Raw genomic sequence first — 13492 nt, 5'->3', positions numbered from 1 at the left:
ACACAATGAAAGGACTCATTGCACTACTGGCATTGCTGCCGCTGCTTGCCAGTGCCGAGGTGTACCGCTGGCAGGATGCCGAGGGCAACTGGCATTTTGGTGATCAGCCGCCGCAGGAGCAGCATGAAAAAATAGACATCAAAGCGCCACCCAAGCTCGGCCAGGGCGAGCGTGTCCGGGAAATCAACCAACGCACCCTGCGGCTGCGCGAGAGTGAAGAATCCCGACGGCAGGAGCAGGCAGACAGGGAGAGAAAAGAACAGGATGCCCAGGCCAGAAAATGCCGGGAGGCCAGGGCAAGATTGAAACGACTGCAGGGCCGTTTCGTCTACCGGGATGATGAAGGCAATATCACTCATCCCACCATGGACAAAGTAAGAGCCGACCAGGACGAAGTTCGCCAATGGATGCAAAAAAACTGTTCGCCCTGACCCGGACCGCCCTCTGGCTCACCATGCTGGTGTCCTCACTGGCCGCCCACGGGGATATTTTTCAGTGGCGTGACGAGAACGGCAAGCTTCACTTTGGGGATCGCCCACCGGAGCAGGTGGATAGTGAAAAGGTCACCCCCAAAACCTCACCGGTCATGCAGGAACTGGAAATTACCGTACTGCGCCAGGACTTCACCCTGCCCGACGGTCTCCATGACAGTACCCTGGAGGCGATCCGCAGCATCTACCGGCGTTACCGCAGCGACTTTGGGCTGGACCTGCATGGCACCGCTCAAGTGAACCTGTATCTGTTCGAACAGCAGGCGGATTTCCGTCAATGGATGGTCGAGCGTATCGGCTCCAGCAACGCCAATTATGCCGGTGTGTTTATCCCTTCCAGCAATGAAGTCGCCGTCTGGCGCTGGGGAGATGATCAGGACGTCGCCCAGACGGTTCTCCACGAAAGCAGCCACGTGCTCCTTTACCAGTTATCCCCGGCCTCACCGGTCTGGCTGCATGAAGGCCTGGCCCAGTATTTTCAGACCCTCAAAGTGCAACCCGATGGCCGCCTGAAAGTCAGCCCCCTGACGGACGCCCAGGCACGCATCCGTCAGTGGATGAACGAGGGCAGGCTGATTACCCTGCGGCAGTACCTGTCCCTGGATGATATCCAGTGGCGACGCATGGCCCACGAACTGGACGCCATTCCCTACACCGTGGCCTGGGCCACCACCGCATTTCTGATGTCCAAACCCGTGGGCCGCAGCACCCTGCGCACGCTGCTTCAGGAACTGGAAAAAACCGACAGCCGGCCCACTCTGAGAAGAATCGGCGAGATCTACCCGGGCGGGCTGACAAGGCTGGAATATGATTTTTTCCGCTGGGCGCAGAGCGACATGGCAGCGCATTGGTATTGAACACAGTAGCAAGCTACAAGCCACAACGCGGGAGAGGTTTGGAAAAACCATCTCCGCCCTGCCCTCGAACACAGGTTCGGCGCCCTATGAAACTGGCTACAAAGCCGCTGAGGGAACGGAGCGTTGCGGAGTAACGCACGAAGTTCCGTGCGGCCCGAAGGGTGAGCGCAGCGAATAACACCTATTGAGGGACGAATCCGAGCCTGAGCGAGGCGACAGAGATCCAGGTGCCAGCCATTCTTTCTGAAACCTGTCGAGCTCTGAGATTCCTGATCGCCCTGCGGGCGATTTCCTTGCTTCGCAAGGTTCGCACCTCAAGAGGTACTCCTACAGCGACTTCGTAGAAGTCGAGTGTAGTCCGTAGCTACGCGTCGAACTCCACCACCCACAGTGCCTGCCCGGCAAAATCAGACTCTTCCAGCAACTGCCGGTAGGGCTTGTCGATTTCCGGGTGAATCGCATCGGGCGCCAGGTCCACCAGAGGCTTGAGCACAAAGGCATGCTTGAGAATTTCATCGCGGGGCAATTGCACCCCATCGATCTCGCCGGTGAGATCGTCATAGGTGAGGATGTCGATATCCAGGGTCCGACTGGAGAATTTCTTTTCCCCGCGTACCCGACCATGGTCTTTCTCGATATCGCGCAGGGCTGCGGCAAGCTCACCCACAGACAGCGTTGTGTCGATTCCCACCACCAGGTTGTAAAAGGCGTCACCGGAAAAACCCACTGCCTCACTTTCGTACACCGGGCTTACCGCCAACTCACCGAAGGCGGCAGCCAGTGCCTGCAGACCGGAACGAATATTGTGCGCCCGGTCGATATTGGAGCCCAGGCTCAGGTACACCCGGGCAGTTTGTTCCGTATTACCCATTGGGTTTCTCACCCCGTTCGATGATCACGCCCACATCGCGGGACCCACGCAGGGCGCCCGGTTTGCTCAGCCGCAGCTTCAGCCAGGGCACGTTGAATTCGCCAATTACCAGCTGGGCCACATTTTCCGCCAGGGTTTCCACCAGCTGGAATTCGCTCCCTTCGATAAACGCAATCACTCGTTTACCAATAGCCTTGTAGTCCAGTGCGTCGTCGATGTGATCCGACGCCGCACCCTTGCGGATATCCGCGGCCATTTCCAGATCAAGGCTGACAGTCTGGCGAATCCGCCGCTCCCAGTCGAAAATCCCGATAACGGTATCCACTTTCAAATCATTGATATAAACAATGTCCATACTGGCCCTCTTGGCGCAGGTTTCACGGGAAAGCGACTTTCCATCTGCATTTGGTTAATCAGATGTTACGCTTGCAACGCAGGCAGGCGTGTCGCCATGTGTACAATAAATGCCTGCCAAGCATGCAGAAGTCGCCACCCCGGCGATGTGAAGGGAGATTATAGCCGGTGCAAGCAGGGACATTACAGGATGTGTGGTTTTGGCTGCTGCCATTGTGCGTGGCCGGCTATCTGATGGGCTCCATTTCCAGCGCCATTCTGGTGTGCCGACTGTTCGGCTACCCGGACCCGCGTACGGAGGGCTCCAACAACCCCGGCGCCACCAATGTGCTGCGTATCGGCGGCAAACCCGCCGCCGCGCTGACGCTGCTGGGCGACGTGCTGAAAGGGGTGATTCCGGTGGTGCTGGCCCGCTACCTGGACATGGGGCCCTTCGTGGCTGCACTGGTGGGCACCTTCGCCTTTCTCGGCCATCTGTTCCCGGTGTTCTTCCACTTTCAGGGCGGCAAGGGCGTAGCCACGGCCTTCGGCCTGCTGTTTGCCCTGCACTGGCCCAGCGGCCTGGTCGCAGGTGTCGTCTGGCTGCTGGTCTTCGCCCTCACCCGCATTTCCTCCCTGGCCTCGTTAAGCGCCTTCGTGGTGGCCCCGGCCTGCATCTTCGCCTGGCTGCCACAGGCCTTCTGGCCCATGTTGGCACTGTCACTGGTAATGATCCTGCGCCATCGCAGCAACCTGCAAAAACTGCTGCGCGGGGAAGAGCTGGGATTCAGGAAGAAAGACTAGCCCCTCACCGTAGGAGCGTCGCTGGCGGCGCGATTCTTGATATCAACAAAGCCGCTGTAGGAACGGAGCGCAGCGGAGTAACGCACGTAGTGCAGTGCGGCCCGAAGGGTGAGCGTAGCGAATACTTCCTCTTGAGGGACGAATCCGAGGCTGAGCTAGGAAGCAGGACTTGCAGGTGCCACCAGATTACTCACGCGATACCTGTCAGTCCTGATCGCCCTGCGGGCGATTTCCACGCTGACGCGTGGTTCGCACCTCAAGAGGTGCTCCTACAGAAAGGCAGGTAGCCGTTAGAGTGAGGCCAATTCCGTCAACGGCCAGCGCGGTCGCACCTTGATGGGCAGCGCCGCGCTTTCCCCTGCCTGCAGGCGCAGAGCGCCGGCAAAGGCGATCATGGCGCCGTTGTCGGTGCAATACTGGGGGGCGGGATAGAACACCTGCACACCACGCTTTTCCATCTGCTCCGCCAGCTTGGCGCGCAATGCCCGGTTGGCACTGACACCACCGGCCATCACCAACCGCTTGTCACCCGTCTGCTCCACCGCCCGCCGACACTTGATCACCAGGGTGTCCACGGCTGCCTCTTCGAACGCCAGGGCAATATCCGCCTGGTCCTGCTCACTGAGCACCTCCTTTCCGCCCAGATCGTTGATGGTGTTAAGGGTGAACGTCTTCAGGCCGGAAAAGCTCATATCCAGCCCCGGGCGATCAGTCATGGGCCGGGGGAAGCGGAAACGGCCAGGTGTCCCTTTTTCCGCCAGCGCGGCGATACGTGGACCACCAGGATAGCCCAGCCCCATCATCTTGGCCGCCTTGTCGAAGGCTTCACCCGCGGCGTCATCCACGGATTCGCCGAGAATGGCGTAGTCCCCCAGGGAACGGGCTTCCAGCAACAGGGTATGGCCGCCACTGACCAGCAGCGCCACAAAGGGAAAGGCAGGCGCGTCCGGCTCCAGCAGCGGCGCCAGCAGGTGACCTTCCATGTGGTGCACTTCTACGGCGGGTATTCCCCAGCCAAACGCCAGTGACCGGGCCACGCCGGCCCCCACCAGCAAGGCCCCGGCAAGGCCGGGACCAGCGGTATAGGCAATGCCATCGAGCTGATCCGGGGTGGTGCCAGCTTCCGCCATCACCTGTTTTACCAGGGGCAGCACCCGCTGCACATGGTCACGGCTGGCCAGCTCCGGCACCACGCCGCCAAAGCGGGCGTGCATCTCCACCTGGCTGTACAGGGCCTGCCCCAGCAGACCGGCATCGGTGTCATAAATGGCCACCCCGGTCTCGTCACAGCTTGATTCGATACCCAATACACGCATGATGCTCACCCCTTGAAATACGGGCGCCATGATAGCGCCAGACGCCCGGATTTGCATTTCTTCCTGACTCAGGTAGAATCCCCGCCCTCGCCGCACCCGGGACCACCTGAGCCCGCGGCGAATCCATATAACCCAAAGACTTTTAGGAAGGTGATTCTTCATGCCTCAGGTGAAGGTGAAAGAAGGCGAACCGTTTGATGTGGCCCTGCGCCGTTTCAAGCGTGGCTGTGAGAAAGCGGGCATTCTCTCTGAAGTGCGTCGTCGCGAACAGTACGAGAAGCCCACTCAAGAGCGTAAGCGTAAGCGTGCCGCAGCCGTCAAGCGTCACCTTAAGAAACTGCAGCGTGAGCAACTCGCACGCAAACGTCTCTACTAAGGTATAGACGTCTGATGAGTGCGCTCAAAGAGCAGCTCACTGCAGCCATGAAGGACGCCATGCGTGCCAAAGAGAAGGCACGTCTTGGCGTTTTTCGTATGGCGCTGTCAGCGATCAAGCAAATCGAAGTGGACGAGCGCATCGAGCCCGATGATGCCCGTGTACTGGCATTGCTCGACAAGCTGATCAAGCAGCGCAAGGATTCTGCTACCCAATACCGCGACGCGGGCCGCCCGGAACTGGCGGAAACCGAAGAAGCGGAAATCCTGGTACTCCAGGAGTTTCTCCCCGCCCAACTGAGCGACGACGAAATCGACGCTCTGATTGATGATGCCATCTCCCAGACCGGTGCCGCAGGCATGCAGGACATGGGCAAGGTAATGGGCATCCTCAAGCCGCAACTGCAGGGCCGTGCCGACATGGGCGCCGCCAGTGGCAAGGTTCGCGCCAAGCTGAACTGATCGTTTTACACCGAAGAACACCCTGAGACTATGGGTCGGCCACCTGTACTGCTGCCCACTTGTTCTGTCTTTGCGTAAACTATCCTTCGGGCCTGCTTTTCACACGCCGCTACCGCCACCCAGCGGTTTCTGTTTGAATATCTTTCCATTCTGGCAAAATCAGACTCATGGCACGCATTCCGGAAAATTTCGTACAGGATCTGTTGGCCCGCACCGACCTGGTAGAGCTGATTGATTCCCGTGTGCCCCTTAAAAAAACCGGCCGCAATTACAGCGCTTGCTGCCCCTTCCACCAGGAAAAGACCCCATCGTTCACCGTGGCTCCGGACAAGCAGTTTTACTACTGTTTCGGCTGCGGCGCCTCCGGCAATGCCGTGGGCTTCCTGATGGAATACGAGCATCAGAGCTTCCCTGAAGCGGTGAAGCAGCTCGCCGGCCGCGCCGGCATGGAAGTGCCGGAAAGCCGCCCGGAAACCACTGCCGATCGGCAGAAGAAAGACCGCCTGCTGGCCCTGTACGACCTGCTCAGCCGGGCAGAAAAGTTCTACTGCCAGCAATTGCGTCAGGCGCCGGAGCGTCAGAAGGCCATTACCTACCTGAAGGGGCGGGGACTCAGCGGGGAAATCGCCAAACGCTTTGGCGTCGGCTTTGCGCCGCCGGGTTACGACAACCTGATCGGCGGACTGTCGCTGACTGAAGCGGGTCTTGAGCAGGCTCTCACCGCTGGGCTGCTGGTACGCCGGGACGACAACGGACGCACCTATGACAAATTCCGTGATCGCATCATTTTCCCGATTCGCGACACCCGCGGCCGCACCATCGGCTTTGGTGGCCGCGTCCTCGGCGACGGCAAACCCAAATACCTGAACAGCCCGGAAACCCCGGTCTTCCACAAGGGCCAGGAACTCTACGGCCTGTGGGAATGGCGGCAGAGTCGCGATCGCAGCGACCGGCTCTATGTGGTGGAAGGGTACATGGACGTGATTGCCCTGGCCCAGCATGGAGTGCCCAATGTGGTTGCCACTCTGGGCACCGCCACCACGGAAGATCACGCCCGCAAGCTGTTCCGCCAGGTCAATGAGGTGGTGCTCTGTTTCGACGGCGACAAGGCCGGGGTACGCGCCGCCTGGCGCGCCCTTGAGTCCCTGCTGCCGGCGCTGGACGACGGCAAGCAGGTACGCTTCCTGTTCCTGCCGGATGGCGAAGACCCGGACACCCTGGTCCGCCAGCAGGGCCCGGAAGCGTTGCGAGCACTCACTGACAAGGCCGACGCCCTTTCCACTTACCTGTTCCGGCACCTGTCCGAAGGGCTGGATCTGGCTACCGTGGACGGCCGCGCCCGGCTTGCCCGGCTCGCCCTGCCCTACCTGGACAAGCCCGCCGGACCGGTCTATCGGGCACTGCTCACCCAGGAACTGTCGCAGCTGACACGTCTGGACAAGGAATCGCTGACGCAACTGAAACCGGCTCCCAAGCCGGAGACCGCCCCAGCTCCACGCCCTCGGGCCGAGCCTGAACCGGAATCCCATGACGATCTCATGCCCATGGATTATGGCGACGCCATGCCGCCACCGGATGATTTCTACCCGGCGGACAGTAACAGCTACCCGTCACGGCCCCACAGCCGCCCAACCCGCCACCAGGATGGCAGCCGCAAGGGCCCCATGACTCTGGCGGAAAGACTGGTGCTGGTGCTGCTGGATTACCCGGATCTGGTGAGCGAACAGCCTCTGCCCGATGGCGTGGAGCTACTGCCCATGCCTCACATTGATCTGCTGATACAGGTGGCCGGCCTCTGCCGCCAGAACCACAGCCCCGCCGCCCTGCTCGGCGCCCTGATGGCACTGGAACAGGGTGAAACCCTGTCCCGCCTGCTCAAGGCCAGCCTCAAGCCACCCATGCAGAAAGAGATGGCCACCCGTCTTTGGCAAGATGCCCTCTCCCAACTGGAAGTCTCCCGCCTGGAGGCCGCCCTGCACGAAATGGAGCAGGCCGGCATCCCGGACACCGCCCATTGGCAGGAACTCCACCGGGCCCTCGCCGAAGCCCGCCAGCATGCCCGCCAACCCTTCAACTAGAAAAAACCTGTAAGCCGATGATTTTTATAGATAAGTAGCACCAAAAACAATTCACTACCCTCAGGCCCGTAGTCTTGCAATTACTGGCCGAAATCCCCATATACCGGTATAATACGCCGTTTTCCCACGCCACAATCCGCTAGTCAGCCACGGCAAGCTAGCACGACGTTACGGGCTTTATTGCATGACGACTCAAAAGCAGCAGCAACAATCCCAGCTGAAGCAGTTGATCGCGCTCGGCAAGGAACAGGGTTACCTGACCTACGCCGAAGTTAATGACCACTTGCCGGAGTCCATTACCGACACCGACCAAGTGGAAGACATCATTCAGATGATCAACGACATGGGCATCACCGTGGTGGAAAAAGCCGCCGATGCCGATCAGCTGATGATCGAGGAAAGTGCCGACAGCACCGACGAAGTTGCCGCCGAAGAAGCTGCCGCTGTTCTCGCCTCCGTAGAAAGCGAGCCCGGCCGCACCACCGACCCGGTGCGCATGTATATGCGCGAAATGGGTACGGTGGAACTGCTGACCCGTGAAGGCGAAATCGAAATCGCCAAGCGTATCGAGGAAGGCACCCGGGAAGTGTTGCACGCCTTGGCTTTCTGGCCCGGCGCCGTGGACATGCTGATCGACGAATATGCCCGCGTGGAAAACGAAGAGCGCAAGCTCACCGATATCATCGCCGGTTACCTGGATCCCAATGATGACGGCGCTGCCGCCACCAATGCCAACAAGGAACCGACTTTCGCAGAAAAGGCCAAGAAAGCCGCTGAAGCGAAAGAAAAAGCGAAAGAAAACGACGATGACGACGACGCTGACAAAAAAGACAGCGACGACGATGATGAAGAAGATGAAGGCGGTCTGGATCCGGTACTGGCTGCAGAGCGTTTTGCCGAGCTGAAAAAACTGCACGAGAAAGCCGAGCGCGCCCTCAAGCGCAACGGTCGTGACCATGCCAGTACCGCCAAAGCCATGGAAGCCCTGGCAGAGCACTTCACCCTGTTCAAGCTGGTGCCGCGCATCTATGACGAGATGCTGGTCGGCGCCCGCAACAATCTGGACCTGGTGCGCAAGTTCGAGCGTCAGATCATGTCTTCCGCCATCCGCCGTGGCGGCATGGACCGCAAGGATTTCATCAAGCTGTTCCCCGGCAACGAAACCAACATGGGCTGGGTTGATCAGCAGCTGAAAACCAAGAAAGGCAAGACCATTGCCGACAAGCTGAGCGTGGTAAAAGAAGACATTCAGCGCGCCCAGCGCAAGATCACCACCGTCGAGGAAATCATTGGTCTGCCGGTGGCCGACATCAAGGAAATCAACCGTCGTATTTCCATCGGCGAAGCCAAGGCTCGCCGCGCCAAGAAGGAAATGGTGGAAGCCAACCTGCGTCTGGTGATCTCCATCGCCAAGAAATACACCAACCGCGGCCTGCAGTTCCTCGACCTGATCCAGGAAGGCAACATCGGCCTGATGAAGGCGGTGGACAAGTTCGAATACCGCCGTGGCTACAAGTTCTCCACCTATGCCACCTGGTGGATTCGTCAGGCCATTACCCGCTCTATCGCCGACCAGGCACGCACCATCCGTATCCCGGTGCACATGATAGAGACGATCAACAAGATCAACCGGGTACAGCGCCAGATGCTGCAGGAAATGGGCCGCGAACCGACCCCGGAAGAACTGGGCGTGCGCCTGGAAATGCCGGAAGACAAGGTCCGCAAGGTACTGAAGATCGCCAAAGAGCCGATCTCCATGGAAACCCCCATCGGTGACGATGAAGATTCCAGCCTGGGCGACTTTATCGAGGACGGTAACATGGAGTCCCCGGTGGATTCCGCCACGTCCCTGGGCCTGGAAGAAGCCACCCGCGAAGTACTGGCCAACCTGACCGCCCGGGAAGCCAAGGTACTGCGCATGCGCTTCGGTATCGACATGAACACTGACCACACCCTCGAGGAAGTGGGCAAGCAGTTCGACGTGACCCGTGAGCGTATCCGTCAGATAGAAGCCAAGGCGCTGCGCAAGCTGCGCCACCCCAGCCGCAGCGAACACCTGCGCAGCTTCCTTGACGGCGACCTGTAACACTTGAAAAAAATTGCCGGCCACCGAATAATCGGCGGCCGGCATTTTATTGTCCTTCCGTTTTTCGGGCCTATAGCTCAGCTGGTTAGAGCAGTCGACTCATAATCGATTGGTCCCAGGTTCAAGTCCTGGTGGGCCCACCATTTCCTTTGTTATTCCCCACATCTACCTGACGACGCTTAACAACAGCCACCTCCTGGCAGCCTAGCGTGCTCCATGGATCCGCTTTACCCTGCAGGAAATATTTCCATTCAGGCAACACTCGGAGCCACCGTGGACGGTAAAAAAATATCGCTGAAATCCTGGGATGTCATCAAGCTCGAGCTGAAACACCAGGGCAAAACACACGTGTTGCGGTAGCTTGAAAACGCCCTCGAACAAGGCCAGAAAATCCGGGCCCTGAAACTGGCCAAGACCCATGGGATCCTGTTGGAACAATGGCGTCCGGATTGCATCTCCCCGCCCTACGTACAGACAGGGAGTGATGGGCTATAACAGCGCCGATTCAGTGGGCGCTTTTTTCTTTTCCACGGAATTTCGACACACTGGTTACTACCAGCAACACCAGGGCACCAGCAACAATCCCGCCCACCAAATTGATCAGCAACGGCACCAGCCACGACACGGCCCCCGCCATTTCCTGCAAAGCGTGAACCCAGTCATGGGAACCGGGGATACCGTGCACCAGAATCCCGCCACCCACCAGGAACATGGCAGCGGTGCCAACTACAGACAGGGTCTTCATCAACCAGGGCGCCACGGTCAGAATGGCTTGCCCGAAGGCAATACGGGCCCCTGCAGCGGTACTGTCCGCCGGCGTCTGCATCAGATGCTGGCCGGCATCGTCCAGCTTCACGATGCCCGCTACCAGCGAGTACACGCCCACCGTCATCAATACTGCAATGGCGCAGATAGCCGCCACCTGTACGCCAAAAGTGGCGCTTTGCACCGCCCCCAGGGAAATCACGATAATTTCCGCGGAGAGAATAAAGTCCGTGCGGATTGCGCCCTTGATCTTGGTCTTCTCGAAGGCCACCAGATCCACGCTTTCATCGCTGACTGCCTGCAGACGCTGCTGGTGCTCTGTCTCCTTTTCATCACTGCCATGCAGGAACTTGTGAAGCAGTTTTTCACAGCCCTCGTAACAGAGGTAGGCGCCACCGACCATCAACAAGGGGGTAATCAGCCAGGGCAGAAAGACACTGATCAGCAAGGCGGCGGGCACCAGAATCAGCTTGTTGACGAAGGACCCTTTGGCCACCGCCCATACCACCGGCAGCTCGCGGTCTGCCTTCACACCGGACACCTGCTGCGCATTCAGCGCCAGATCATCTCCCAGCACACCGGCGGTTTTCTTTGCTGCCACCTTGGTCATTACCGATACGTCATCGAGAATGGTGGCAATATCATCGAGCAGTGCCAGCAAGCTGGTTCCAGCCATGAGACTCTCCTTTAAATAATCAATACGTCTGCACGTAGACACCGCACCGAGTCTACCGGCACTTGCCGTCCAACGCACCGCGAACCGCGGCCCCCTCTTTATGCCGCGAGTTTGCTATAGTGCAGCAAAGCCATCGACAGCCCATAAATCATGACGGAATATCTGCGCCCACAATGCCTATCCAATATCCATCGCGAGGAAATTGCCGATGGGCTGGTCCGTGTTGGCTGCCACTATCACATCGAAAAGCTGTTCGATGACAGTTTTTTACGGGCTGACATCCCGTTACCCACCTCGCTGACATCTTCGGTCGACAAACGCAAAACCGAATACCTGGCCGGACGCTGGTGCGCCCGGGAAGCGCTTCGCATTCTGGGTTTCGAGGGGATTCCGGGCATGGGTGCCGATAGAGCGCCGCTGTGGCCCGACGGCACCGTGGGCAGCATTACCCACAGCAAGGGCTCTGCAGAAGTGATGGTGGCCGACGCCCGGCACTGGCTGGCGGTGGGCCTGGACACCGAGCAGTGGCTAACCGCAGAGCGGGCAGACCGGCTGTGCCGTGAATTGCTGACCAGCGAAGAAAGGGAACACCTGAAAGGGCTGACGCCAATACAACGTGCCAACCGAATCACCCTGATCTTTTCTGCCAAGGAGAGCCTGTTCAAGGCCCTCTATCCCCTGACGGGAAAACGCTTCTATTTTCATGACGCCGCCCGCCGCAACCCCCGCTCACTCACCCTGCTGACCACACTGACAGAACGGTGGAAACACGGTACCGAAGTCCCCTTTCGCTGGCGAGAACGCCAACAGGGTGTGCTCAGCTGGATTGCCTTGCCGCGGTAGCGGGCATTGGTTTTCCGACAAATCCGGCGGCTGTGACGAATATTGCCCGACTACGGGCCAGAAGGGGGCTGCGGCGCGCACTATGGCGCCCGCAGGAAAGGGCCCCTCTGGTTACCGCTCTTGAGCAACACTGGCCAGGTTGGCCGCGATTTTGGGGCGATGACTGGTGGAGGCATTGCTGGCCTGTTCAAACAGGGCGCGAGCCCGCTCCCGTTCACCATTGAGCAGTGCCACATAGCCGGCATTGCTAAGCGCTATCGCCCGCTCCTGGGAACGCTGCCAGGTCTCCACTGCCCGCTCGTAGTGCCCTTGGCGGGCCTGGGCAATCGCCAGGTTGTGGCTCATGCGTTGCTCTTCGGGATACCGCGCCGCCGCTCTTTGCAGTAACTGCTCTGCTTCGCGGTACTGGCCCGCCATAATCAGGGAGTACCCCGCATTGTTTATCACCATGGGGCGGTCTCCGCCTGCCTCCAGCGCCATGCCATACCAGCGAGCGGCTGACTGGTAGGAACCCACCATATCATCGGCAATCCCCAAACCATTGAGGGTGCGCCAGCGCAGCGGATCATTGCGATGGGCAATCTGCAACTGACGCCGGGCATTCTCCCAGTCTCCCCGCGCCAACAGCGCAAGCCCCCTGCCCTCCTGGGCTTCCACCAGAGTCGGCGCCTCCTTGAGGACCAACTCATAGGCCTTGAGGGCCGGCTCACTGCGGCCGCTGTCCAGGCTCAACCGGGCAATGGCAAGCTTGGCACGTATAGCCCAGTCATCCTCCCGCTCTGTCAGTGGCAAATAATTGGCCAGTGCTTCGGAGAAATCCCCTTTGGCCCGGGCGGACTCTCCCTGCTCGAACTGCTCATCCGGGCTGAGAATCTCATCAGCCTGGTCATCCAGGCTGGATGAGGTAGCACAGGCACTCAGCCAGCCTGCCAGCAAGATCATCATTAATACTTTCATGGTCAGCCCCCTTACATACGGTCGAGAAAACCGGTGTAGATGTGGATAGCCGCCGGACCAAGAATCACCAGGAACAGGGCGGGAAATATGAATAGCAAAATCGGTATTGCCATTTTTACCGGTAATTTGGCCGCTTTCTCGCGGGCAGTCTGGATACGAATATCACGCATCTCATCAGCATGTTCCCGCAACGCATCCGCAATGCTGGTACCAAAATGCTCAGCCTGAATCAGGATGGATACCAGCGCCTGCATCTCCTCAAGATCCGTACGCTCGGCCAGGGACTTGAGGGCTTCATTGCGTGGCTTACCAGCACGAATTTCCAGTGTGACCAGCAGCAGTTCGTCACTCATGTCCCGGGAGGCAAAATGGAACTCGTCTCCGACACGCTTGATAGCGGCATCCAGGCTGAGCCCGGCTTCAACACAGACCACCAAAAGATCGAGCACATCCGGGAAGACCTCTGCCAGATGCTGGCGTCTTGCTTCTTCCTTGTGGCGCAGCACCAGATTGGGAATAAAAAAACCGATCAGGGCAGACACCACCAGCGCCACCACAGCCCAGTGCCGCTGGGTCAC

14 protein-coding genes and 1 tRNA gene are annotated in these 13492 nt (G+C 59.2%); 9 read left to right on the top strand and 6 right to left on the bottom strand.

All coding sequences use genetic code 11. From position 1 onward, the window contains the following. Positions 1-5: 5 nt before the first annotated feature. Both HUJ17_RS15655 and HUJ17_RS15650 read left to right on the top strand, forming a co-directional pair. Positions 6-431 (top strand): DUF4124 domain-containing protein, encoded by a 426-nt coding sequence (locus HUJ17_RS15655; protein WP_290511563.1) that lies wholly within the window; start codon positions 6-8, stop codon positions 429-431. Further along, positions 404-1348, top strand: coding sequence for a DUF4124 domain-containing protein (locus HUJ17_RS15650; protein ID WP_290511562.1), 945 nt, complete (start codon positions 404-406; stop codon positions 1346-1348). The genes HUJ17_RS15655 and HUJ17_RS15650 overlap by 28 nt, the downstream gene beginning before the upstream one ends. A 364-nt stretch (positions 1349-1712) precedes the next feature. Here the strand turns inward: HUJ17_RS15650 and folK are convergent, their stop codons facing one another. Together folK and folB are read right to left on the bottom strand one after the other, a co-directional pair. Continuing rightward, positions 1713-2219, bottom strand: coding sequence for a 2-amino-4-hydroxy-6-hydroxymethyldihydropteridine diphosphokinase (gene folK, locus HUJ17_RS15645; protein ID WP_290511561.1), 507 nt, complete (start codon positions 2217-2219; stop codon positions 1713-1715). Continuing rightward, positions 2212-2574: a dihydroneopterin aldolase gene (gene folB, locus HUJ17_RS15640; RefSeq protein ID WP_290511560.1), complete on the bottom strand. Its 363-nt coding sequence runs from the start codon at positions 2572-2574 to the stop codon at positions 2212-2214. Before folB ends, folK begins: the two co-directional genes overlap by 8 nt. 191 nt (positions 2575-2765) lie before the next feature. On the opposite strand from folB, the gene plsY reads away from it, so the two are divergent. Then, positions 2766-3356, top strand: a complete 591-nt coding sequence (gene plsY / locus HUJ17_RS15635) for a glycerol-3-phosphate 1-O-acyltransferase PlsY (protein ID WP_290511559.1) — start codon at positions 2766-2768, stop codon at positions 3354-3356. Positions 3357-3646: 290 nt separating this feature from the next. Here the strand turns inward: plsY and tsaD are convergent, their stop codons facing one another. Beyond that, a complete protein-coding gene (tsaD, locus tag HUJ17_RS15630) occupies positions 3647-4672 on the bottom strand; it encodes a tRNA (adenosine(37)-N6)-threonylcarbamoyltransferase complex transferase subunit TsaD (protein WP_290511578.1) in 1026 nt (341 codons plus the stop codon). A gap of 160 nt (positions 4673-4832) precedes the next feature. Here tsaD and rpsU point away from each other — a divergent pair, with 160 nt between their 5' ends. The 5 genes from rpsU (at position 4833) to HUJ17_RS15605 (ending at position 9816) form a co-directional block, all read left to right on the top strand. Next, positions 4833-5048 (top strand): 30S ribosomal protein S21, encoded by a 216-nt coding sequence (rpsU, locus tag HUJ17_RS15625; protein WP_007148705.1) that lies wholly within the window; start codon positions 4833-4835, stop codon positions 5046-5048. A gap of 14 nt (positions 5049-5062) precedes the next feature. After that, a complete protein-coding gene (locus HUJ17_RS15620; RefSeq protein WP_062815874.1) occupies positions 5063-5509 on the top strand; it encodes a GatB/YqeY domain-containing protein in 447 nt (148 codons plus the stop codon). A gap of 167 nt (positions 5510-5676) precedes the next feature. Next, the gene (gene dnaG / locus HUJ17_RS15615; RefSeq protein WP_290511558.1) at positions 5677-7587 is read left to right on the top strand and encodes a DNA primase; all 1911 of its coding nucleotides are present in this window, start codon (positions 5677-5679) and stop codon (positions 7585-7587) included. Positions 7588-7771: 184 nt separating this feature from the next. After that, positions 7772-9673 (top strand): RNA polymerase sigma factor RpoD, encoded by a 1902-nt coding sequence (rpoD, locus tag HUJ17_RS15610; RefSeq protein WP_290511557.1) that lies wholly within the window; start codon positions 7772-7774, stop codon positions 9671-9673. A 66-nt stretch (positions 9674-9739) separates the two neighbouring features. Then, positions 9740-9816: transfer RNA gene (locus HUJ17_RS15605), tRNA-Ile, on the top strand. 362 nt (positions 9817-10178) lie between these two features. On the opposite strand, the gene HUJ17_RS15600 is transcribed toward HUJ17_RS15605, so the two are convergent. Beyond that, a complete protein-coding gene (locus HUJ17_RS15600; RefSeq protein ID WP_290511556.1) occupies positions 10179-11114 on the bottom strand; it encodes a DUF808 domain-containing protein in 936 nt (311 codons plus the stop codon). 150 nt (positions 11115-11264) lie between these two features. Between HUJ17_RS15600 and HUJ17_RS15595 the strand changes: the two genes are divergently transcribed. Then, complete coding sequence (locus HUJ17_RS15595) at positions 11265-11957, top strand: 4'-phosphopantetheinyl transferase superfamily protein (RefSeq protein ID WP_290511555.1); 693 nt, start codon at positions 11265-11267, stop codon at positions 11955-11957. A gap of 111 nt (positions 11958-12068) precedes the next feature. On the opposite strand, the gene HUJ17_RS15590 is transcribed toward HUJ17_RS15595, so the two are convergent. Further along, a complete protein-coding gene (locus HUJ17_RS15590; protein WP_290511554.1) occupies positions 12069-12914 on the bottom strand; it encodes a tetratricopeptide repeat protein in 846 nt (281 codons plus the stop codon). Positions 12915-12925: 11 nt separating this feature from the next. Continuing rightward, the coding region (locus HUJ17_RS15585) for a type II secretion system F family protein (RefSeq protein ID WP_290511553.1) at positions 12926-13492 on the bottom strand (567 nt) is incomplete at its 5' end.

Source organism: Alcanivorax sp. (genome assembly GCF_014762765.1).
Classification (GTDB): Bacteria; Pseudomonadota; Gammaproteobacteria; order Pseudomonadales; family Alcanivoracaceae; genus Alcanivorax.
The sequence above is the reverse complement of the archived record's forward strand: the minus strand, read 5'-3'. Positions and strand labels throughout refer to the sequence as shown.

Excerpts from the sequence above, each read along its gene's own strand:
- HUJ17_RS15655 (WP_290511563.1), top strand. The coding sequence starts at position 6 with ATGAAAGGACTCATTGCACTACTGGCATTGCTGCCGCTGCTTGCCAGT.
- HUJ17_RS15650 (WP_290511562.1), top strand. The coding sequence starts at position 404 with ATGGATGCAAAAAAACTGTTCGCCCTGACCCGGACCGCCCTCTGGCTC.
- folK (WP_290511561.1), bottom strand. The coding sequence starts at position 2,219 with ATGGGTAATACGGAACAAACTGCCCGGGTGTACCTGAGCCTGGGCTCC.
- folB (WP_290511560.1), bottom strand. The coding sequence starts at position 2,574 with ATGGACATTGTTTATATCAATGATTTGAAAGTGGATACCGTTATCGGG.
- tsaD (WP_290511578.1), bottom strand. The coding sequence starts at position 4,672 with ATGCGTGTATTGGGTATCGAATCAAGCTGTGACGAGACCGGGGTGGCC.
- rpsU (WP_007148705.1), top strand. The coding sequence starts at position 4,833 with ATGCCTCAGGTGAAGGTGAAAGAAGGCGAACCGTTTGATGTGGCCCTG.
- HUJ17_RS15620 (WP_062815874.1), top strand. The coding sequence starts at position 5,063 with ATGAGTGCGCTCAAAGAGCAGCTCACTGCAGCCATGAAGGACGCCATG.
- dnaG (WP_290511558.1), top strand. The coding sequence starts at position 5,677 with ATGGCACGCATTCCGGAAAATTTCGTACAGGATCTGTTGGCCCGCACC.
- rpoD (WP_290511557.1), top strand. The coding sequence starts at position 7,772 with ATGACGACTCAAAAGCAGCAGCAACAATCCCAGCTGAAGCAGTTGATC.
- HUJ17_RS15600 (WP_290511556.1), bottom strand. The coding sequence starts at position 11,114 with ATGGCTGGAACCAGCTTGCTGGCACTGCTCGATGATATTGCCACCATT.
- HUJ17_RS15595 (WP_290511555.1), top strand. The coding sequence starts at position 11,265 with ATGACGGAATATCTGCGCCCACAATGCCTATCCAATATCCATCGCGAG.
- HUJ17_RS15590 (WP_290511554.1), bottom strand. The coding sequence starts at position 12,914 with ATGAAAGTATTAATGATGATCTTGCTGGCAGGCTGGCTGAGTGCCTGT.